This window comes from Stenomitos frigidus ULC18 (genome assembly GCF_003003795.1).
Classification (GTDB): Bacteria; Cyanobacteriota; Cyanobacteriia; order Leptolyngbyales; family Leptolyngbyaceae; genus Stenomitos; species Stenomitos frigidus_A.
The window spans coordinates 80,559-101,637 of the sequence record NZ_PVWK01000123.1 but is presented as its reverse complement, the minus strand read 5'-3'; the positions used below and the strand labels follow the sequence as shown (position 1 = coordinate 101,637).

The 21,079-nt window shown below is 51.1% G+C and carries 18 protein-coding genes; 7 read left to right on the top strand and 11 right to left on the bottom strand.

The annotated features are described in order from the left end of the window. Positions 1-55: 55 nt before the first annotated feature. Positions 56-214 (bottom strand): hypothetical protein, encoded by a 159-nt coding sequence (locus C7B82_RS32610; RefSeq protein WP_181357617.1) that lies wholly within the window; start codon positions 212-214, stop codon positions 56-58. A gap of 259 nt (positions 215-473) precedes the next feature. Between C7B82_RS32610 and C7B82_RS22860 the strand changes: the two genes are divergently transcribed. Continuing rightward, positions 474-2,267, top strand: coding sequence for a purple acid phosphatase family protein (locus C7B82_RS22860; RefSeq protein ID WP_219904648.1), 1,794 nt, complete (start codon positions 474-476; stop codon positions 2,265-2,267). A gap of 36 nt (positions 2,268-2,303) precedes the next feature. Here the strand turns inward: C7B82_RS22860 and C7B82_RS22855 are convergent, their stop codons facing one another. Then, positions 2,304-3,425 (bottom strand): hypothetical protein, encoded by a 1,122-nt coding sequence (locus C7B82_RS22855; RefSeq protein ID WP_106258877.1) that lies wholly within the window; start codon positions 3,423-3,425, stop codon positions 2,304-2,306. 353 nt (positions 3,426-3,778) lie between these two features. Between C7B82_RS22855 and C7B82_RS35270 the strand changes: the two genes are divergently transcribed. After that, positions 3,779-4,003 (top strand): DUF7662 domain-containing protein, encoded by a 225-nt coding sequence (locus tag C7B82_RS35270; protein WP_422632161.1) that lies wholly within the window; start codon positions 3,779-3,781, stop codon positions 4,001-4,003. Between the two features lie 109 nt (positions 4,004-4,112). On the opposite strand, the gene C7B82_RS22850 is transcribed toward C7B82_RS35270, so the two are convergent. Both C7B82_RS22850 and C7B82_RS22845 read right to left on the bottom strand, forming a co-directional pair. Beyond that, positions 4,113-4,688: a hypothetical protein gene (locus tag C7B82_RS22850; protein ID WP_106258876.1), complete on the bottom strand. Its 576-nt coding sequence runs from the start codon at positions 4,686-4,688 to the stop codon at positions 4,113-4,115. 241 nt (positions 4,689-4,929) lie between these two features. Continuing rightward, positions 4,930-6,219, bottom strand: coding sequence for a S41 family peptidase (locus C7B82_RS22845; RefSeq protein WP_245940055.1), 1,290 nt, complete (start codon positions 6,217-6,219; stop codon positions 4,930-4,932). A gap of 198 nt (positions 6,220-6,417) precedes the next feature. On the opposite strand from C7B82_RS22845, the gene C7B82_RS22840 reads away from it, so the two are divergent. Beyond that, entirely contained in the window at positions 6,418-7,476 is a 1,059-nt protein-coding gene (locus C7B82_RS22840) for a dipeptide epimerase (RefSeq protein WP_106258872.1), read from the top strand. Positions 7,477-7,509: 33 nt separating this feature from the next. Here C7B82_RS22840 and hetR read toward each other — a convergent pair whose 3' ends face one another. After that, positions 7,510-8,418, bottom strand: coding sequence for a heterocyst differentiation master regulator HetR (gene hetR, locus C7B82_RS22835; protein ID WP_106258870.1), 909 nt, complete (start codon positions 8,416-8,418; stop codon positions 7,510-7,512). A 626-nt stretch (positions 8,419-9,044) separates the two neighbouring features. Continuing rightward, complete coding sequence (locus tag C7B82_RS22830) at positions 9,045-9,257, bottom strand: hypothetical protein (protein ID WP_106258868.1); 213 nt, start codon at positions 9,255-9,257, stop codon at positions 9,045-9,047. A 327-nt stretch (positions 9,258-9,584) separates the two neighbouring features. Between C7B82_RS22830 and C7B82_RS22825 the strand changes: the two genes are divergently transcribed. The 3 genes from C7B82_RS22825 to C7B82_RS22815 all read left to right on the top strand — a co-directional run bounded on the left by C7B82_RS22825 (position 9,585) and on the right by C7B82_RS22815 (position 13,157). Next, a complete protein-coding gene (locus C7B82_RS22825; protein ID WP_106258867.1) occupies positions 9,585-11,018 on the top strand; it encodes a circularly permuted type 2 ATP-grasp protein in 1,434 nt (477 codons plus the stop codon). Between the two features lie 147 nt (positions 11,019-11,165). Next, positions 11,166-12,128: an alpha-E domain-containing protein gene (locus C7B82_RS22820; RefSeq protein ID WP_106258865.1), complete on the top strand. Its 963-nt coding sequence runs from the start codon at positions 11,166-11,168 to the stop codon at positions 12,126-12,128. Between the two features lie 159 nt (positions 12,129-12,287). Further along, on the top strand, positions 12,288-13,157 hold the full coding sequence (locus tag C7B82_RS22815) for a transglutaminase family protein (RefSeq protein WP_106258864.1): 870 nt from the start codon (positions 12,288-12,290) through the stop codon (positions 13,155-13,157). A 67-nt stretch (positions 13,158-13,224) separates the two neighbouring features. Here C7B82_RS22815 and sds read toward each other — a convergent pair whose 3' ends face one another. Further along, the gene (gene sds, locus C7B82_RS22810; protein ID WP_106258862.1) at positions 13,225-14,196 is read right to left on the bottom strand and encodes a solanesyl diphosphate synthase; all 972 of its coding nucleotides are present in this window, start codon (positions 14,194-14,196) and stop codon (positions 13,225-13,227) included. A 607-nt stretch (positions 14,197-14,803) separates the two neighbouring features. Between sds and C7B82_RS34390 the strand changes: the two genes are divergently transcribed. After that, entirely contained in the window at positions 14,804-14,926 is a 123-nt protein-coding gene (locus C7B82_RS34390) for a hypothetical protein (RefSeq protein WP_281259032.1), read from the top strand. 55 nt (positions 14,927-14,981) lie between these two features. On the opposite strand, the gene murI is transcribed toward C7B82_RS34390, so the two are convergent. From murI to C7B82_RS22785, 4 genes are all read right to left on the bottom strand, one after another. Next, positions 14,982-15,842, bottom strand: a complete 861-nt coding sequence (murI, locus tag C7B82_RS22805; protein WP_245940054.1) for a glutamate racemase — start codon at positions 15,840-15,842, stop codon at positions 14,982-14,984. Between the two features lie 172 nt (positions 15,843-16,014). Continuing rightward, positions 16,015-17,880, bottom strand: a complete 1,866-nt coding sequence (locus tag C7B82_RS22800; RefSeq protein WP_245940053.1) for an N-acetylmuramoyl-L-alanine amidase — start codon at positions 17,878-17,880, stop codon at positions 16,015-16,017. A gap of 671 nt (positions 17,881-18,551) precedes the next feature. Next, positions 18,552-19,991 (bottom strand): cation:proton antiporter, encoded by a 1,440-nt coding sequence (locus C7B82_RS22790; protein WP_106258856.1) that lies wholly within the window; start codon positions 19,989-19,991, stop codon positions 18,552-18,554. A 137-nt stretch (positions 19,992-20,128) separates the two neighbouring features. Beyond that, positions 20,129-20,941, bottom strand: coding sequence for a carbon-nitrogen hydrolase family protein (locus C7B82_RS22785; RefSeq protein WP_106258855.1), 813 nt, complete (start codon positions 20,939-20,941; stop codon positions 20,129-20,131). Positions 20,942-21,079 lie beyond the last annotated feature (138 nt).

Below are 21,079 nucleotides of genomic sequence, written 5' to 3'. Positions count from 1 at the left end.
CTCCACCCCACGCGACTCAACCTCCGGTATAGTTGCCATAGTGTCGGTCTTGCCCTCACCCCAGCACCCGCAACACCCGACTCACCGTGCGCTGGCCTGGACACAGGATGGCTCCCACCAACATCACTGCCCCCTTCTGCCAACGCCGCTGCGGCACAAAGAAGACTGGAAACGGAGCAAGCACTTCGGCCCTCTCTTTTGATAGACTCAGCATCAGTTTAATGAACAATCACAATGGAGCCAAGCCTATTGTTCGGTGCTGGCTTGACTCCATTTTCTTCACATTTTGTGGAGCCTATTGCTCCGCCCAAATGGCTAAAGTCGAGTTCAAAACCTTCGAGGTCTGAACATGAACTGATTGATCCCTTGATGTCGTCCAGATAGCCATGCTGAAACGCCTCCCTAGTCGTATGCTGCTCATAGCTGCACTGTCAGCCTTGCTCAGCCTCCTGACTCTGCTTCCAACCCCTGCCATGTCTACAAAACCAACCCTCTTGACCGAGCCATTTCTGCAATTGCCCACCGAGTCGTCGGTGCGCGTCGTCTGGTTCACCGATTTTGCAGGCAGCAGGCACACCGTTACCTATGGTGCAGAGTTGTCTCGAAAGGCGATCGCCCATACCACGCAGCTCAGCCGCACTCGCGAAGATGCCGCGTCCAAATTGGCTAAAAAGTACTCTGGTTTAACGGTTCGTCCCATCTGGCGGCACGAAGCCGAAGTAACGGGTTTGAAGCCCGATCAGCCTGCACCATACCAAGTGACGAGTGTGCGTGAAGATGGTATGGCAGTAAGCAGCGAAACGTATACGTTAGCGGCGAAACCATCACCCGGAAAACCACTCAAGATCTTGCTGACCTCCGATCATCAAATCAAGCCGCTGGTGGCAGCGAATTTGCAAAAAGTGGTGGAGACGATCGGGCAGGTCGATCTCGTCCTGTTTGCGGGTGATCTGGTCAATGTTGCCGATCGCGCCTCCGAATGGTTTGATGACGAATGCGGTGGCTCTCTCTTTCCAGCCCTGCAAGGTCGTGCTTGTTATGAACTAGAGAAAAACGGCATCAAAACTCGCTACAAGGGTGGAGCCATTATTCAAAACGCACCCATGTATACGGCGATCGGTAACCACGAAGTCATGGGACGCTTCTCCACTAAAGAGTCTCTCAACGAGCAGTTCTACAATACGGTACCGCATAACGTTGGCGAGGGTTCCTTCTACGATGCCGTTCTGAACGCATCTCGTTCTGCCGACCCGATAGCAACTGACAAGGAGTTGGTAGCCAAGCGCAAGGAATGGGTCAAAGATCATTCGTTTAATACAGACACCTACGAAGAGATTTTCACGTTGCCCCAAAGCCCCCAGGGTGGCAAGCGCTATTACGCAGAGACCTTTGGTGATATGCGCTTGGTGGTTTTATACATTACCAATGTCTGGCGTACACCCAGCCTTGCAGCCGATGCAAAAGGGAAATATCAGGAACGGGATCAGGACATTAAAGATACCCACGCTAGAGAAAACTGGGGCTGGGGGCAGCACCTTTTTGAACCGATCGCTAAAGGCAGCCCTCAACACAACTGGCTAGAACAAGAACTCAATAGCCCAACGTTCAAACAAGCCAAGTATAAGCTGGTCATGTTCCATCATCCACCGCATTCTTTAGGTGAGAACATCGTTCCTGCCTACACTGATCCAGTGCAAATAATGGCTACAGAAGAAGTAGCGGTTAAACCAGATGCTTCAAGGAGATTTGCTTCTTTAGGCAATCAACCACCAGCGCCAATAGACCCATCTAAACCCCTCAAAGAGACCGTCATTAAAGGCATTCATTATGAATATCCCAAGCAGGACGATTACATCATTCGCGATGTCGTGCCACTACTCGAAAAAGCGAATGTGCAACTCGTGCTTTACGGGCATTCGCACCTATGGAATCGCTTTATGAGTCCCAGTGGCATGCACTTTTTAGAAACCTCTAATGTAGGCAACTCCTACGGTGCTTTTGTCGGCGATCGAAAGCGTAACGTGCCAACTGGCTATAAGGAAGAGTACGCTGCAACTGGTAATCCGAATGGGTTAAAGCCGATCGTACCCACGATCGCCCCACTCCTGGATGCCAAAAAGCAGCCCATGCCCTACATCGCCAGCAACGATATCACGGCCTTCAGCATCTTCGATACAGGCACAGGATCGATCAGTAGCTATCGTTTTGATATACGTGAACCAAAATCTGCGGTGATTAAATTTGATGAGTTCAAGCTCAAGCCGTAAACTGATCGCCAGTCTAAAACCTTTGACTCAAAATCATCAGCCTAAACTAATGCCCCAGTGTTTGAGCAGCGCACTAAGGATCTTTTGTAGTAAGCCCAGCAATGGCGCAATCAGCGGAGTCGGTGCTGTCAAGAGATAGCGACGAAACGTTTGTGTATCAAAGGGCCAGATGGGAAACTCATCGGTCAGCGTATACACCGCACGCAGTTCACGAATTTTTTCGGTTCGTTTTTTCAGTGGCTCGGCTTCTTCGGTCAAACTGTTACGAATCTGTGTGTAGTCTGCTTGAAATTGTTGAGCAATCTCATGTAGAAGAACTTCCTTTGCTTGCTCCATTCCTTTGTGAGCGGTTACTAAGGGCCCAAAAAAACACGCGATCGAGAGCGAAATGTAAAGTAAAAAGATCAAACCGGCAAACCAATAATTCTGGCTGTTGCCCTGCGTAATCGTTTGATAGCCTATAACGCCGACCCAAATGCCAATAATGGCAATTAAATACGCTGTTTTAAGTGAATAATGGCTCAATGGTCTAAGACCACCACAGCGATCGGGGTGAAGCGGATTTACATTCAACCTTTTTCTTCTTAAAATGCCGTGAAGAATGCGTATATTTGTGATTAGGTTGAGCACCAGCATACTACCCATATAAACAACGATGAACGTGGCGGCAGTGATTCCCAAATTGGGCAAGAAGCCCGAACCTGTCCAACTTTTCTTCAGACTTGGTTGCGTGACAAAGACAACAACACTGAACGCAACAGCGCTACCCAGCGCTAAAAAAATACGCCATTTTTTGTGATAAAGCGTTGACGTAACGCGTTCAATATCTGCCTGCTCGATTTCGACAACCTTAGATGTTTTAAGGTCTTGAATTACGCGATCGATCGCGTGAAAACTCCACAAGTAATAACCTACAACCACTGGATTAATCAGTACTGCTGCAATCCAGGGAACCCAATCTTGGAGGAGCCCTACTGTCCCTGGTTTAGACCACAGCGTATGGCTAACCCATGCAATTAATAAATAGAACCCAGTAGCGATCGCAATTGACCACAGACCACCAACCAGAGGAAAAAACCGTAACTTTTCAATGAGTAAATAGGCAAAGGGGTCAGAACGATAGAAGTTGTGTCCCGGCGATTGATTACAGTCCACCATCTTTAGTTTGTTGGTAAGTTAGGCGCAGAATGCTCCATACAATTTAGACCAACAGTTAGTGTAATAGCAGTTACATTCCATTAACCTTTTTCCGATAAATTTATGCGAAAGGGCTGTGGGGCCACGACTAACCGTAGTGGTTGATTAGTTTACCGATGATCACTTCTTCGATTATTGTCCCCATCGGCTGCTGGAGGGTCGAAGTTTTTGCCCTTACTCTGCTGCCTCAAATTCTCTCGCGGCGACTTTGAAGAGATTTATAATGGATCGATCGCATTCGATCAAACCCTAAATAACAACACGTTGGCGTGTAAAATGTCTGATCAAGGCGAAAAGAAACCCGGTGAAAGTAAATATCGGCCCTGTTAGACGCGCTACGACAGAACGATCGCTTACAAGTCACTCTGACGTTTACCGAAATCGAAGCCCTGTTGGGTGAAGGCTTGCCACTCTCTGCTCGTAGCAAACGTGGTTGGTGGAGCAATCGTAGTAAGGGTTCACTGCAAGCCACCGCCTGGATGTCGGCAGGTTATCTGGTGGAGACGATGACTCCACCTACTATGCTGACACCTTCCTGAAAAGTTGTCTCGCTTCTGATCTGAGGGTTTAGCGATCGCTCTAATGTCAATTTGATACTGGCAATCTGTAGGGACGTTCCTGTAATGTCCATACAGATTCATATGGCAATCACGTCCTGTCTCGAAAAACAGTTTTCCACGCTTCAACCGTGCCTTTGCCGATTTCAATATCTTTTGTTTTGCCGTTATTCCAAACGAGTCGGATTCTCATATTTCCAGCTGGTGCGTTAGCAAGGGCAGTGACTAACTCAGGCGCGATCGCGCCATCTTCGTAAGTGTAAAGCTGACCGTTGACGGCAAACATAATGGCTTTGGGCGTGTCGTCAAAGCGCGTATAGCGATAGACGGGTTCTTGCTCAGGGTACTGCTCTTCAACCTTTTTACCCTTTCGATGCACCCAGCGACTCCGCCAAACCGTTCGATAGCCATCGATCGCTGATTCATACCAGGTGTAAGTGGCACGGATGCCCCCTTTTGACCAACTGGTGACAAAGACATACCCGTGATCAGACGGGCTAAAGTTTTTGTCGTAAACAACCGTACCGTCAAAGGGATCGCTAATGACCTTAGACCACTGCACGTTTGCATTCCCTTCAACTGGTGCAGGCTGAACCGCTCCAGCGGTCGAACACAGGCTCAACGCGAGTCCCGCACTGAGTCCCAAACCAAAGAATTGTTGCTTCATCTCAATTTACTTTACGAATGCGGCAGGTGATTTAGAGGTACGTATAGTGATGCAACTGAGTCTCTCTACAGTTGTTGTAGGGGCGATCGCGGATGGTTATGCAGGAGAGGGCAGAAGGCAGGAGGGGGCAAGGGAAGTAGAGGGCAGAAGGGGTTGTTGGTTGTTGGTTGTTAGTTGTTAGAAAAAGCTGACTGCTGACCGCTGACCGCTGACCGCGCAATCAACTCAAAACTTCTCCACCTCACCGCTTTGCGATCGCTTCCACCACCGCCGCTATCGCCTCTTCCTTTTGCGGGTCGCGTCCTTGTGCGTAGGGGACTGCAAACGGGACATCGATATCAGGGGCAACACCTTTACCTTCGATGCGCTGTCCGTCTACCAAAACATCGGCAACGGCGAGGTACAGCAGACTGCCATCCTGCATGATGTAAGCGCGTCCAGCTAACACGGCTCCAGCGGTTTTGCTGCCCACGATTTTGCCGACCCGAAACTGTCGAAAGCCGTAGGCGAGGATTTCCTTACCGCTGCGAGAACCCTGGTTAACGAGCATCACGACGGGCTTTTTCCAGGGCAGGTTAAAGCCACCTTTGGTACCGTCGCGATTGGTAAATGTCACAGTGGGCGCGGGTGCTGTAAAAGGATTCAGGTAACTAGGTTCGGCTCCGCCCCAGCCGTCGCGCAGATCCCAGACGAGTCCATCGACTTGGCTGAGGCGATCGCTCAATTCTTGCTCAAGTTGACGCTGATAAATGTCATCGGCATACGACCAGATATGAACGTAACCAATTTTTTTGCTACCGCGATCGATCACCTGGACGCTGGCTTTCATGGCATCCAGAAACATGGTCGTTGGATCTAGCCGTTTGGGCGTGACAGCGATCGTCTGTGGAGCGGTATCCGGTGTGCGCTGAACCCGGATGCTAACTGGGCGATCGGCTTTGTCAGCAAAGGATTTCACAGGCTGAAAGGGTTGTCCCTCTACACTAAGAAGTTGATCCCCAACCTTCAGCCCCGCTTTGGCAGCAGGCGAACCATCCAGCACCGCACGGACGAACGTCTTGCCATCAACGTCACGGGTATAAGCACCAATGCCAGCATACTCTAGCTTGCCATTCGGCAAAAACGGTTTGAGCTGGCGCTGGATGCCTCGTCGCCAAAAAACGCCTGCAAGCTGGTAGTACTCTGGTTCTGCTGATATATAGTAATGCGTATGCGAGGCGTTGAGTTCGGCAAGCATCTGGTTCACCACGACTGCCAGCGCTTCGGGCGATCGCGTCTCTGCCGCTTGAGATGCATACTTCTGCCGCATCGCCTGCCAATTAACGCCATTAAATTTCGAATCATAAAAATTGTCGTTGACTGTCTGCCAGACCTGCTCCAACACCTTTGCCTGCGATGACTCAGTACGTGATAGCACTGGGACAGCAGTCCAAGTCCAGCCCAGCAGAAGCACTAACACAGTGGCTAAGAACGCGATTAACCACTGCTGAGACAGCAGCCTCGATCGCATGAAACGGTTCAAAATCGGCACCTTTGCTCTTGTTCAAACAAGTCGTTTGCTCCTTCAGTTGAATTAAACTGAACACCCAAAGTTCCGCGTTTCCATCGTTAGTCTCAAAAGTGGTTTCTAGGTCAGGCTTACAATGGGCAATAGGGGCTTTTGTTCGTAGGGACGCTACAGGTAACCTCCCTACAAACGGTCTAACGTTTAACCAAACAGGATTGCTCTATGCAGCTGCGTGTTCAACTTTTCACAGTTCACAAACGGTTTCCGCTCACTATTAGTCGTGGCACGACGGCTCGGACAACGAATGTTTGGGTCACGATCGAGCATGAAGGCGTCGAGGGTTGGGGAGAAGCCTCACCGTTTTCGATCGGCGAACACTCCCAAACAACCGAGGCGATTGCGCGATCGTTGCAAAAAATCGCTCCATTACTGAAAGCCCTCAGTCCCTTTGAATGTCAGCGTATTGAGCGGCTTATGCTAGACGCGGGGTTACCGTCTGGCGCACGCGCCGCGTTGGATATTGCCTTGCATGATTGGATTGGCAAGTGGGCAAAGCAACCGTTGTGGCAGCTTTGGGGCTTGGATCGCGATCGCATTGCTCCGACCTCGATTACGATCGGCATTAATCCACCTGAGGTGGCCCAGCAGCGCCTTAAAGCCTGGTTAGAACAAGTGCCCACCATTCGGGCACTCAAGATCAAACTGGGTGGCCCAGCAGGGATTGAGGCAGACCAGGCCATGCTGTTAGCGGTACAAACCGTTGCGCCTCATATCGACCAAATCAGCGTCGATGCTAACGGTGGCTGGAGCCTGGAGGAAGCATTGAAAATGTCTTACTGGCTAGCGGAGCAAGGTATCACTTATATCGAGCAACCCCTTGCTAAAGGCCAGGAAGGTGACTTGCCAGCGCTCTACCGAGAATCGCCCCTCCCCATCTTTGTGGACGAAAGCTGTTTCACCAGTTATGACATTCCGCCATTAGCAGACCGGGTGCATGGTATCAATATCAAACTGATGAAAGCGGGTGGCTTAACCGAGGCATGGCGCATGATCCATACTGCGCGCGCCTGTGGTTTAAAGATCATGTTTGGCTGCTACTCTGACAGCCCGTTGCTCAATACGGCGTTTGCTCACCTTTCGCCCCTTGCCGACTATCTAGACTTAGACAGCCATTTGAATCTTCTGGATGCTCCGTTTTTAGGCGCCAGCTTTCAAAATGGGCGGTTAAGACCAGACGAGCAACCGGGATTAGGCGTACTGCGCGTAAGGGATGAGGGATAAGGAACTTCCCCTGCCGTCCCTGTGCCCTCTTGCCTACTCTTGTTCTTCTCTAATCCCGATCGCCATTTGCATCACAAATGGTTCGCCGCCCGCCTGGTGGTACTTGTCTGCCCACTGTCGGATAACTTTGTCTAACTCATCCAGCGCTTCTTCGGTGCGATCGGCTGGAATATCGAGTTCTTCAAGCACGCGCATGGCTTTAGACTGCCGCTTCGCCCAGGCATTCATTAGGCGGAAATATCTGGCAGTGTCTTCCACCATGATAAACGTTCGCTCTTCTTCATCTGCAGGCGAATAGGATGCCCGTGTCAAGGCATAGAACGGCATGCCCCACGGAGAATCTAGCCGGGTGACGGTGCCAGAGTAAAGTAACCGTCGCTTAATGTGTTCTGCAAGCGCTTCGCTGATCAGCATCTGCTGGTCTTCTGGCACATACTCTTGAGAACGAGCGTGGAGGAACTCAATGAGATCGGAAAACTGAAAGGAGTTGATCAACTGAGCATCGGGCAAATCTCCTGGTGGAAGCTTTTGCTCAATTTGGCGCTTTTCTTCGGACGTGAAGCTGGTGCTAGCAATGCGCGATCGCCCCGGTTGCCAGGGATACTGTTCTAGCCAAACGTAGGGGAACTGAATGAGGTAGCGTGGTTCTTGAGAACCCAGCATTTTGAGCAATTTGCCTTCTGTAAGCGCTTGCCTGACTTCTTCCACAATGGCTTTAACGCGCTTTGGCTCGATATGATGCAAGTGGCCCGTCATGCGGAGGTTCTGATCTTGCTCCAAATAGGTCATGTAAATGGCACATTTGGCAGCCGTCGCAGCCGCATCCAAAAAAGCTCCATGCCGATGCCCACTGGTGCGCATGGCGCTAAATGCCAGGTAGAGCATGATCTGATCCATGGCACTAGGACCGAGACGTTTGATCAGATCGAGGTCTTTAATCATGTCCACAAAACTAACCCAATGGAATCGTTACAGAAAATTGATGATACGACGATCACCTTGCTACAGATTGCCTGCTGAGACACCTAAATCTTACAGAGCAATGACGCTTAAATGAGACTATTCTGCCATTGTGACCATTAAACTGTTTATCTCAGCTACTGGGTCTCTGACCATCCTATAATTCCCAATTAAAACAACTTCAAGCTGATGCGCTAGAACCGTGGGGTTGCCGTTCTAGAATTTCTCTCCTCCTTACTAAGGTTTGGATGTGCTGAGATGCGCTTGAGTAAAAGTAACGCTTACCAGGTAGCGAATGACTCAAAGCACGATCGCAGAGTGAGCAACAGCGGGTCATTCTTCGAATGTTGTTATCTTAACTGAGCGTGCTGGTCTATACAGTCTTTATATAGCCTAATCAGTGCAAACAACAGGAATACAGCGGAATTAGCCCTAAAAAGCCGATTTACTGGTGTTGCTGTATCTCAGCATGTAGGCATAGCACGATAACGGCAACGATTCTGATCACACTTTCATGAATGATTGAGCCAGCACAATAGCCTTGCGGAACAGCTACAGTCTCTCAACACGCACTTGGCGGACAGTACACTGCTCACGCGCCAGCATTGTTAACCTTGAGAGAGCGTCGCTTCCCAAAAAAGCTGATGGCGACCACTGCCACGGTGAAAGGTTTGTACGGTTGCATCCGCTAGCTGGGCAACAGCAGTAGATTGATGATCCGATCGCAGGGTTTGATGAGCGATCGCCTTGGCATCTCTCAATTCAGCTACTAGCAGCACTAGCAGCAAGCCTGACAGCAGAGCAGGAGGATAAAGGCACATAAACGTTTAGTTCGTGTAGGTTCTTTTACCTGTTACAGAAGATTTGTCAACGTTCAGGACGAATCTACGAATTGAATTGAGGCTGTTCTGAGTTGGACTCCCCGGAAGCCGATAAGGTTGTAAACGCGATCGCAGTACAAAAGCTTTTGGCTGCATTTGCCAAGGTCATTTTCACCTCAACTGCCCACACTCCCTGGCACTCAGCGTGGAAAATCGACTTTACTTTTCTTCTCAAAGTCGCATCGGCGCGCGAAAAAGTATCAGAAGCTACTGTTTGCGGTTACTGTCCCCTCTATTCATGAGGGTGTATACATTGGATCTAGCGCTGTGCAATTCGACGACTACGAGCCAGGGAATTTCTATGACGAACTCTTCGCAGCCAAAGGGGAGCCTCGTCCTGACGCGATGCCGTTGATCGATCGCATCAATTCGCTCTCGCCTGAAGAGGTGCAGCGGCGACAGCAAGCAGCGCAGATCGCGCTCTTTAAAATGGGCGTGACGTTTAACGTCTACAGCGACAATCAGGGGACAGAGCGCATCATTCCCTTCGACCTGATTCCTCGCATTGTTTCGGCGAACGAGTGGGCAACGCTGGAAAAAGGCTTGGAGCAACGAATTTACGCGCTTAACTTGTTTCTGGCCGATATCTACAATGAGCAGAAAATTCTGCGAGATGGCATTATCCCGTCTGAAATTATCTATTCTGCCAGTGGCTTTTTGAAGCCGTGCATGGGGCTCAAACCACCTGGTGGCATCTGGTGTCACATTACGGGAACAGATTTAGTGCGCGATCGTGATGGGCAATGGTTCGTCCTCGAAGACAATCTGCGCTGCCCGTCGGGTGTTTCGTACGTCCTCGAAAATCGGCGCGTGATGAAGAGCACGTTTCCGCTTGTTTTTAACACGATGCAGATTCAGCCGGTGGAAGAATACCCCAGTCATCTGCTAGAAACGCTGCTCAACCTCGCACCACCGCACCTGACCGATCCAACGGTTGTTGTGTTGACTCCTGGCATCTACAACTCTGCCTACTTTGAGCATTCCTTCTTAGCGCAGCAGATGGGCGTAGAGCTCGTCGAAGGCCGCGACCTGATTGTGGCAGATGGGTATCTGCAAATGCGGACGACCAAAGGCTTAAAGCGCGTTGATGTGGTGTATCGGCGTATTGACGATATTTTTATTGATCCCAAAGCTTTCCGTCCTGATTCACTCTTGGGCATTCCTGGTCTCATGGATGTTTATCGGGCGGGCAAGGTCGCTTTAGCAAATGCTCTGGGTACTGGCGTAGCGGACGATAAAGTGATCTACTCCTACGTGCCAGCAATGATTCGCTACTATCTCAACGAGGAGCCTATTTTGGCAAACGTGCCAACCTATCTTTGCTGGGAACAGCAGCAGCAGCAGCATGTACTGGCAAATCTAGACAAATTGGTCGTGAAAGCGGCAGATGAGTCCGGCGGATACGGGATGTTGATTGGCCCGATCGCCACATCAGCCGAGCGCGAAGATTTTGCCGGACGGATTCAGGCATCGCCACGCAACTATATCGCTCAACCAACGCTCTCTTTATCGCGAGTGCCAACCCTGGTTGATGATCACTTTGAAGGTCGTCACGTCGATCTGCGCCCCTATATTCTTTACGGCAAAAAAATCTACGTTAGTCCAGGTGGCTTAACTCGTGTCGCGCTGCGCAAAGATTCTTTGGTTGTCAATTCCTCGCAAGGTGGCGGCAGTAAAGATACGTGGGTTGTCTGTGAATAAGGTTTGAGTTTTGATTGACGAGTTCTGAGTTGATCCTCGCTCAAAGATCGATCACTCAAAGACCCGTTGCTCAAAGCTTGAACCTGTATTTAACTCAAGTCTTAAAACTCATAACTCAAAACTCAAAATTTAAAACTTCTTCTTCCCATGCTAAGTCGTGTTGCTGATTCAATTTACTGGCTCAATCGCTATGTCGAGCGGGCAGAGAATGTGGCTCGTTTTGTCGAAGTGAACTTGAACCTGCTGCTCGATTCGCCTGCTGGCACCACTCAGCAGTGGGAACCGATCATCATGACCACGGGCGATTTGCCGCTCTTTCAAGAGCGTTATGGCGAAGCGACCGCCGAAAAAGTCATTCAGTTTCTGGCCTTTGACCCGGATTATCCGAACTCGATCGTGTCTTGCCTACGTAGCGCGCGCGAAAATGCGCGATCGGTACGGGAGATTATTTCCTCAGAGATGTGGCATCAGGTGAATTCGTTTTACCTGATGGTGACTGAAGTGGCACAGACGCGATCGCTCCAGGATCTTTCTGCCGTTCTGCACTTTTTTGAGGAAGTCAAACTGTCGAGCCATCAGTTTATCGGCGTGATGAATGCCACGATGACGCATAACGAAGGCTGGCATTTTGGGCAAATTGGCAGGTTTCTTGAACGAGCCGACAAAACAGCACGGATTCTCGACGTTAAATATTTCATCTTGCTGCCGTCTATTAAAGATGTTGGCAGTACGCTGGACGAGCTACAGTGGATGGCGTTGTTAAAATCTGCTAGCGCTTACGAAATGTACCGCAAGCAAGGCTTACATCGCCTTTCGCCCAATTCGATTGCCGAATTTTTGATTTTAGAGCGAGACTTCCCACGATCGGTGCGGTTTTGTCTGCTGCAAGCAGAGCGATCGCTTCACCAAATTACAGGCACACCCATCGGCACTTGGCGCACTCCCGTTGAGCGCACTCTGGGGCGACTGCGTTCTGACCTTGACTACCTTACGATCGACGACATTATCGAAGCGGGCTTACACGAAACGCTGGATGACTTGCAGATTCGCATGAACGATGTCGGCGTGAAAATTTTTGAAACGTTTATCGCACTAAAGGCGGTGGGGTGAGAGGAGTGAGGGGTGAGGGGTGGGAAAGTTTTGAGTTTTGAGTTGGAAGAGAGGGCTGAGGGCTGAAAGTTTTGAGTTTTGAATTGCCTCCCCTGCTTCCCCTCCCTCCCCCGCTGCCTTCTGCCTTTTGCTAACAACAAACCAACAACACTCCCACAATTGCTTTACCAAATTAGCCACACAACCCACTACGCCTACAGCCAACCCGTGAGCTTGCTGCCTCATGTGGTGCGCTTGCGACCTCGGAGTGATGGGTGGCAGACGTTGCGATCGGTCTCCATGTTGGTCACGCCGACACCATTACAGGAAGCGGTGGTGACTGATTTGGATGGCAATACGCTGGTCAAACTTTGGTTTGAACCGGATCAAACGGAGGCTCTGACGGTTCAAGTATTGTCGCAAGTGGAAACGCACCACACAAATCCCTTTGACTATGTGCCAGAAGCGTGGGCAACGCAATTGCCGATCGATTACCCTTCGTCACTACTCTTACAGCTACAGCCTTATCTCGGTGGTCAACAGGTGCCCTACGCGACGGGCGTTGACCCGATCGCACTGCAGCTTGCACAAGCGATTGCTCAAGCGGTAGAGGGCAATACCATTCGCTTTCTGGGTGAACTGAATCAGCGTATTTATGCGGGCTGCCAATACATGATTCGTGAAACAGGCGATCCGCTGCCAGCGGGTGTGACCTGGACAACGCGATCGGGAACCTGTCGTGATTTTGCGGTGCTGTTTGTGGAAGTCTGTCGGGCGATCGGGCTGGCGGCTCGTTTTGTCAGCGGTTACCAGGAAGGTGATCCAAACAGTGATGACCGCCATTTGCACGCCTGGGCTGAAGTCTACTTACCCGGTGGGGGTTGGCGGGGTTACGATCCCACTCAGGGACTGGCAGTTACCGATCGACACATTGCCCTGGTTGCCAGCCCACTTTCGAGCTATGCTGCTCCCATTTCTGGTGCATTTAAGCAGGTGAATGGTGCCCAGTCAACGATGACCTATCAGCTCACCATTCAAGGGTTGGCATAGAGTTTTAGCGATCAGCAGTCAGCCATCAGCGGTCAGCTATGCGGACTACTAACTACTGAGCACTGACTTAGTAAAGTCGACTTAGAACGTAGTCTGCCAATTTCACTAAGACCTGCCGAGACTCAGATGGTGGTAAATCTGCTAGATGCTCGATCGCGGCGCGTGTGTGATGGGTCGCTAAGGCGCGCGATCGTTCAATGCCCTGACTATCCCGTATCAAGGTTAATGCCTGTTCAAGGTCTCCTGGTTGGGCAAACTCTCGCTCAATCAGCGCTTCTAGATAGGGTTTCTCTTCTAAGGCGTACAGGACAGGTGCGGTCAAGTTGCCGCTTTTCAAATCTGACCCGGCAGGCTTACCTAAGGCTTCTGTCGAGCCTGTAAAGTCCAGAATGTCATCAATGATTTGAAACGCCAGACCAATGTGCCGACCGTAGTGAAACAGATCATCTGCCAAAGCAGTGGATGTCTCACTCAAAGTGGCAGCCGCTTTGGCACTATTGGCTAGCAAACTGGCCGTTTTGTAATAGCTTTTCTCCAGGTATTCGTTGATCGATAGGCTTGTGGCAAAGCGATTCAACCCTTGCTGAATTTCGCCTTCTGCCAAATCCATAATGACTTGGGACAGTAGCTTCACCACTTCCAGGTTGTCTAGATTCGCCAGATACCAGGATGATTGCGCGAATAGAAAGTCGCCTGCCAGTACAGCAATCCGATTGCCAAAGCTGCTGTGAACAGTTGGCACCCCCCGACGCAGTTCAGATTCATCTACGACGTCATCATGCACCAGGCTAGCGGTATGGATCATTTCAGTAATTTCAGCCAGCCTGCGATGGCGCAATGTAATTTCTTGATCCAGCATGGTGGCACGCGAAACAAGAAAGACGATCGCTGGCCTGACTCGCTTCCCCTTTGCTCCAAAAAGGTGTTCTGCGGCAGCATACAGAACTGGGTGACGTGCCCCGATGAGGTTCTTGAGATTCTCTGTCAGCACCTGCAGATCTGCTTCAACAGGAGAGAAAAGGGAAGTAGCTGAAGTCATGGATGTCCGACTCAGGCGATATAAGGTTACGAAACTTTAATTATTCTCCATCTATCTTAAGCTAAGCCATCCGCCTGTAGAACATAAAACTTCCTTTTTGTATATTTCTGCTGGGTGCATCATTGTCTTTAGACGCTTGTTGAGTTGGAATTACACTCATGAAAAAAACGTTTGATCAGAGCGCCTAACATCGTGTTAGCTTAGATCGTAGGTCTTTCAGAAACTAGTTTTTACGACAGCATCTTTCAATGTGCTTGAGATTGGTGCCAATTTACGCAGCTTGATCACAGTCTTATACTCTAGCTTCGCTGTGTCGATGGTTCTCATCTTTGACTCAGGGGGTAAGACTTTTGTAGTCGTTTAATACTCTCTAGTCAAAGACAATTCAGTCAAAGGTATGGGCTTGCCATCAACCTGACTTATACGTTGAAACCTGCTGTTTTAATGTGAGTTTTGTTTGTAGAGCACGGGTTGAGTCTGGTGCTGGTACCTGCTGGATTGTCTGTGCTGTTTGCTTGTCTGGCCTAGTTATCCGTATTGTTCGCTCTCGATCGTTGAACTGTGCTTTGACGAATCGTACCTGCCGTCCCTGCCGTTCTATCGACTCATGACTAGTGCACCGCTGGCCCTTGCCGTTCTCGTTTGTGCGGCTGTTTATTTGTTGACGGTCTACCTGCTGCTGCTATTTGCACAGCGTAGCCGACTCACGCGATCGCGTGAATCAGGTTAGCTTAGGGGCGAAAGACTTTGCGCCCCTACAAAGGGTAGCTTTCTCAGCAATCTCCTTAATCCGCTGACTCCAAAGCAGCTGGCTGAGCCATCGCGTGCGCAGGAATGACGTTTTCTACGATGGGCGTACATCCGAGCCACGGCGCTGCCAGTTGGCTAAATGTGCGTGGCGAGCCACTCACGCAAAAGCGAGTTGGTACAGGTGGTCTGAGGTTTTTGAGCGCCAGTAGATCTAACTCTTGAGCCGCAGCCGCGATGACCGAGACAGCCGGGTCAACCAGTGTCACAGAAGTGGGCAAAAGCTGGCGCAGAATGGGCGCAAGGTAGGGGTAATGGGTACAGCCGTAGACCAGCGTATCGATTTGCTGCTGGATCAGTGGCTCTAGATAGGACTGGGCGATCGCCACTGTATATGGGTCATGCAGTCGATCGCTTTCAATCAGAGGCACAAATTCAGGACAGCCCACCTCCCAAACCTGAGCGGTTCCGTCAGCTTCCAAAATGGCATGACGGTACGCATGGCTAGCAGCGGTAGCAGGCGTTGCAATCACTCCAATGCGACGACCCTGCTGTACAGCGGCCCTGGCTCCAGGCAAAATTAGCCCTAAAACAGGCAGGCTGAACTCAGAGCGAACGGCTTCCAGTGCCAGTGCTGAACTGGTATTGCACGCCATAATCACCATCTTGGTGCCTTGCTGCTCCATCCAGGTGAGAATTTCCCGGACGTACTGCAAGATTTGGGCGGGCGCTTTGGTGCCGTAAGGCAGCCGTGCGGTGTCGCCAAAGTAAATGACTGACTCATAGGGCAACTGGCGATACAGTTCTCGCAGCACCGTTAAACCGCCCACACCACTATCAAACAACCCAATGGGTGCTGCATTTTGCCGGGTGTTACGGCTGTCCAATCGATTTTCCAACACTCCACACGTCTCCTACGCCAAACGAACACTTTAGTAGCGGGCGAGTTTTTGGCTGTTAGTGATTTGTTAAAGACAAAGCCGTTAGCAAACCACTGAGAAACAGAACTCACTCTTGCTAAGCCCTAAACTCTCACAAATCCCCTTTTTTGCAAAGTATGAACCTGCAAGGTTAGGAACTGCGCCCAAGATACCGCAAGATACCACGTGCGATCGCGGTAGCCATGCGGCTGCGATAGTTTGCGTCGGAGAGTTTGGCTGCGTCATCTCTGCCCGTCACAAAACCCACTTCAACCAGCACTGAGGGCATGGATGTTTTGCGAAGTACGTAGAAGCGGGCCGATCGCACGCCTCGGTCTTGAATGCCAGTGCCTTCCAGTACGCTTTGATGAATGACGCGAGCCAGATTCAAACCGCTCTGGTAGTAGTAGGTCTCCAGGCCGCTGATATCCTGGCGGCTCAGATTAATGGAGTTGGCATGGATGCTGACAAAGACTGTCGCGTTAGCTCGTTCTGCTAGCTGGACGCGCGGTTCCAGATCCAAATCGCGATCGTCAGGGCGCGTGATGATTGCTTGAATGCCCTGCTGTTCGAGCATGGCGGCAACTTTCTGCCCAATATCAAGCACGATACCTTTTTCTTGTAGCCCGCCAATGCCGATCGCACCCGGATCGGGGCCGCCATGTCCGGGGTCAATAATGACAACGGGACGACCATTCGTGGCTCTGGGCACATCGGGTATCGGAGCGGTCGATCGGGGCGGTAGTGGGTCAGTGCGAGGTGCGTTAGGTACTGGAATGCTGGCAGTGGACGGATTGGGTAGCGAGGCAATCGGTAAACGACTGCGCTGCAGCTGTAGTGCCAGGGTTTGCTGATTGGGCTGATTAGTGTCATTAATCAGCACTCCAGACGCCGGTGTGACCAGTATGACAGCCGTATTCGCCGTTTCCTGACGGAGCCGCAGCTTCAGCACTGGGCTAGACGCTTCGAGTTGAGGGCCTTTAACGTTCTTAGCCAATTGGGCAGAGTTAACGGTCACGCGATACGTTCCAGTGGCTCGATCCCATCCTGTGCTGTACTTCAACGGTTGGTTCGCACGAATAACAAGCTGGGTATCGTTATTTTCTAATGCCACCGATTCGATCGTGGCCAGTGCTCCCGGACGAAATAGGGGTGGGGGACTACTAGATGGACGGCTATCAGTGCCGCTTGCAACATTCCCGGATGGCAGCAGCACAAGCCCACCCGAACTACTAGTCGTTGCCTGCCAATCAGGGCTGGAGCGATCGACGTTAAGGGTCAAGCGGGCAATCGGCGGTGAGGCTTGCAGTTGGCTGAGCGTGATGCGGCTAACACCCAGGCGATTGACCAACAAATTGCGTGTGGCCGACAAGGCAAGGGTGGCACCCTGGACATCAACGGTGATTTGACTGCGATCGCTACTGCGCCGAACCTCTAAATCAGGCGAGCCGCCGTTTGTGCGCACGAAAATACCATCTGGTGTCACCTGTACACCCTGAATTTGAGTGCTGCTTGCCTGATTGCCGTTGCCTGAAACGCCACCGACTGGTGACGCGGAGGCTGCATCAGCCGGCAATAGCTGCGGTGTGGGTAACTGCACGGTCCACTGACGAGCCGTAAGGCCGCGAAAGCGCACCTGATTGGGGTCGATCGTGTAGCCAGGTGCCAGTTCGACCACCAGCCGAGCAGCACCGCGATCGAACTGCCCCAAACGCACCGAACGAATGGCCCCGCTATAGGACTGTGTAGAGGCGGGACGGCCTAAAACAATACCTGGTAAGTCAATGACTAACCGTGTGGGGTCAGAAATCAACTGCGCCCTGGGCTGTACGTCTTCATCTGTGGTGAATTCGAGCTGATTGCTATTGGTATCAAACCGCCAGGATTCCAGCCGAGATGCGTGAGCAGGAGCCGCAAGGAGCAGAAGCGAGGTGGCAGTCAGTAAAAAATGGGGAAAGTGTTTCACGGTATCTCGTCGATTTCTCAAAAAGCTGGACATCAGCCAGGAACATTTCACAGCGAGGTCTCCTCACATCTGGATCGCCTGGACACAGGACTCGATCGCACGTGCGCTTACAGAAACCGTTGATCGCCATTGAGTCACTAGCGATCGTGATCACTGACTGCTGCTAAAAAACGCGATTGAGTGTGATCATAAGACTCCTCCCTTGCGGCACCGTTCCAAGTTGACTCATCGATCGTTGACTTGCCTTAGGAGCCTTCAATTCAACAACTCCGCCACACCAGAGGCAAAATCCGGTTGTTTTTTAAGCTGAGGATAGCGTTCCCTCAGCCAGTACCAAACGACGCGTACAGGTGCCTGACGCAAACGTGCGCATTTAGTTTCATGCCCACAGAGCATTGACTGTTCACCTTTTTCTGCTTGATTGTTCACCTTTTTTTGTTCACAGAGGGTCATTGAAGACGGTTAGGGGCTGCAAACAAGTAGTATCCAGCATAGGGGCATGACACGGCCATGCCCCTACCAGAATGCGTGGTTGACTGGTACTTTATGGTTGCGTCTGTCCCTTAGCGCTATAACCATTTGCGCCATGCCAATCGGTTATAGTGGCTCCTCTAGTTAAATAGACAAACGTGACTGAGAACTGCCTTAAAGAATGCCTCTGGAACACAAAACTGCTGTAAGAATATAACCGATGTATCAATTGCGCGATCGGAATTTCTCAGCTATTTTGATTCCGGCTCAGCGCTTTCCAGATCAACCAAGCCTGCGTTCAACGTTACAGATGAGTTGGAATCCTTTTCCAGTAGTGTTGTTGACGCGTGATCGGCGCGGGCGAAAACCACCCGTAGTAGTGGCGGCGCGAGAAAGGTTGTCAAAATGACCATGACAATCACGGCGGCCTCCAACGGTTTGGACAGCACGCCGCTCTCCGAGCCAACGGCAGCAAAGACTAGCCCCACTTCGCCACGGGGAATCATGCCAACCCCGATCGCCAACCGATTAATACCGGGCATCCCAAACACGGTGAACCCTGTGACCACTTTCCCTAAAATGGCAACCACCAGCAGAAAGCCCGCGATGATTAGCCCTTCACGGTTTTCCGGTACCAGCGGATTCAACACGCTTAAATCGGTGCGAGCACCCACGACCACAAAGAACACTGGCACCAGCATGTCGGCGATCGGCAGCACCTTTTCCTCCAGCTCGTGCTGCTTCTCCGTTTCTGCCAGCACCAATCCCGCTGCAAACGCACCCAAAATGGCTTCTAGCTGAATGACCGCCGCAATATAGGCCAGGATAAAGGCAAAAATCAGAGACGTAAGCAGCAATTGTCCTCGCGTCTGCATGCCATTGACCAGCGCCACAAAAAACGGGCTGAGGAAGCGACCAATCAAAATGGCGCCGACTAGAAAGGTGCCTGCGCTAAAAATCAGGTAAGCCACATTGGCTGGCTCAACGGTGCCATCGCGCGCAAGGCTGGCAACGACAGCCAAAACGATGATGCCCAAGACATCATCCATTACCGCCGCACCAATAATGATTTGCCCTTCGCGGGTGCTCAGGCGCTGCATTTCAGCTAACACCTTGGCTGTAATACCAATACTCGTTGCCGTCAACGCTGCGCCTGCAAAAATAGCCGGTACCGTTGGAACGCCAAAAAACACACTGAGCCCAACCGTGCCCATCGCAAACGGGGCTGCAACACCCACAACCGCTACTACAGTTGCCTGTGGACCCACTCGCAGCAGTTCTTTCAAGTCGGACTGTAGGCCAATCTCAAACAGCAGAATAATGACACCTAATTCCGAGAGGACGGAAATCACCTCGCTCTGCGCTTGAAAGACAGACGTCAACGCCTCTGGGCTGAGGTTCGCTGTTAGCTGCATCAAATGCATAATAAGCGAGTGGCTACCGTCTTCTCCCCCTTCTGGAAACACCAACAGACGCAGCGCCGAAACGCCTACTACGACGCCACCTACCAGTTCTCCTAAGACAGGTGGCAGGTCAACGCGAGCACAAAGCTCTCCGCCGATTTTACTTGCCAGAAAAATAACGACCAGACTTAAGAGTACTCCAGCCAAAACTAGAGAGCCGTTTGCAGGCTCAACCGCTGCTGCAAACAACGGTTTGAATAGCCCAATTGAAGCGTGCTGAGACAGCATCAGTGCTGTTGAACAAGTGATAGAGCCTAGCATCAGGTGAAGGAAAAATGTTCCTTTCCAATGTACAGGTTCTCTCTAAGAAGGTTAAGTTTCTTTTCGTAGAACCGCTACAGGGAAGGGCTCTACGTCCGCCGCCGCTAAATAAAGACGCGATGTTGAAGGGATGGCATCTGACGGCGCACTTGTTCCAGTCGAGAGGGCTCGATCGCTGCGATCGCCACCCCCGGTTCATCGCCTGCATCTGCGAGTACCATCCCCCAGGGGTCAATAATCATCGCGTGTCCGTGAGTCTGACGCATGGCGTAATGCCGTCCTGTTTGGGCAGGAGCCAGCACATAGCAGGTATTTTCGATCGCGCGGGCTTGCAGCAACACCTGCCAGTGATCTTTACCCGTAAAGGCGGTAAACGCTGCTGGTACAAACAGCACCTCTGCCCCCATTTGGGCGAGATGGCGATACAGCTCTGGAAACCGCACATCGTAGCAAACGGAGAGCCCTAAATTGCCCAGTTCTTTAGACGGGTAAACAGGCGGTAAGCGCACTCCTGCCAGCACCGTACCCGATTCCTGATAAGTATTGCCATCTGGTACATTGACATCAAACAGATGTACTTTTTCGTACCGCGCCAGTTCTGCCCCGCTGGGGTCGATGAGCAAGGCTGTGTTGTAGACTTTGCCGTTGCCGACAGGGACAGGGAACCCACCCCCCAACAGCGTCACTTGAAAGCGTTGCGCCATCGTTTTCAGGAATTTTTCGCTCTCACGAGCGATCGCCTCTGCCTGCGTCAGTTTTTCTTGCTCGTCACCTAAGAACGAGAAGTTTTCTGGCAAGGCGATCAATTCAGCGCCTCGCCGTACGGCCAGGTCAATTAATTCCTCTGCCTGGATTAAATTTTTTTGGAGATTGGGCAGGCTAGTCATTTGCACAGCAGCCGCCAGATAAGACTTCATAGGCTCAACTCAAATCGCAGCTAAAATCATCGGTTCTTAGACTTATTGGAGTGTAACCGCGTTTGGTCGTGGGTTCCTCCAATTTGCCGAAACCTCTAATTACTATTTAAAACCAGGTTTGACCCGCAATGATTCAGA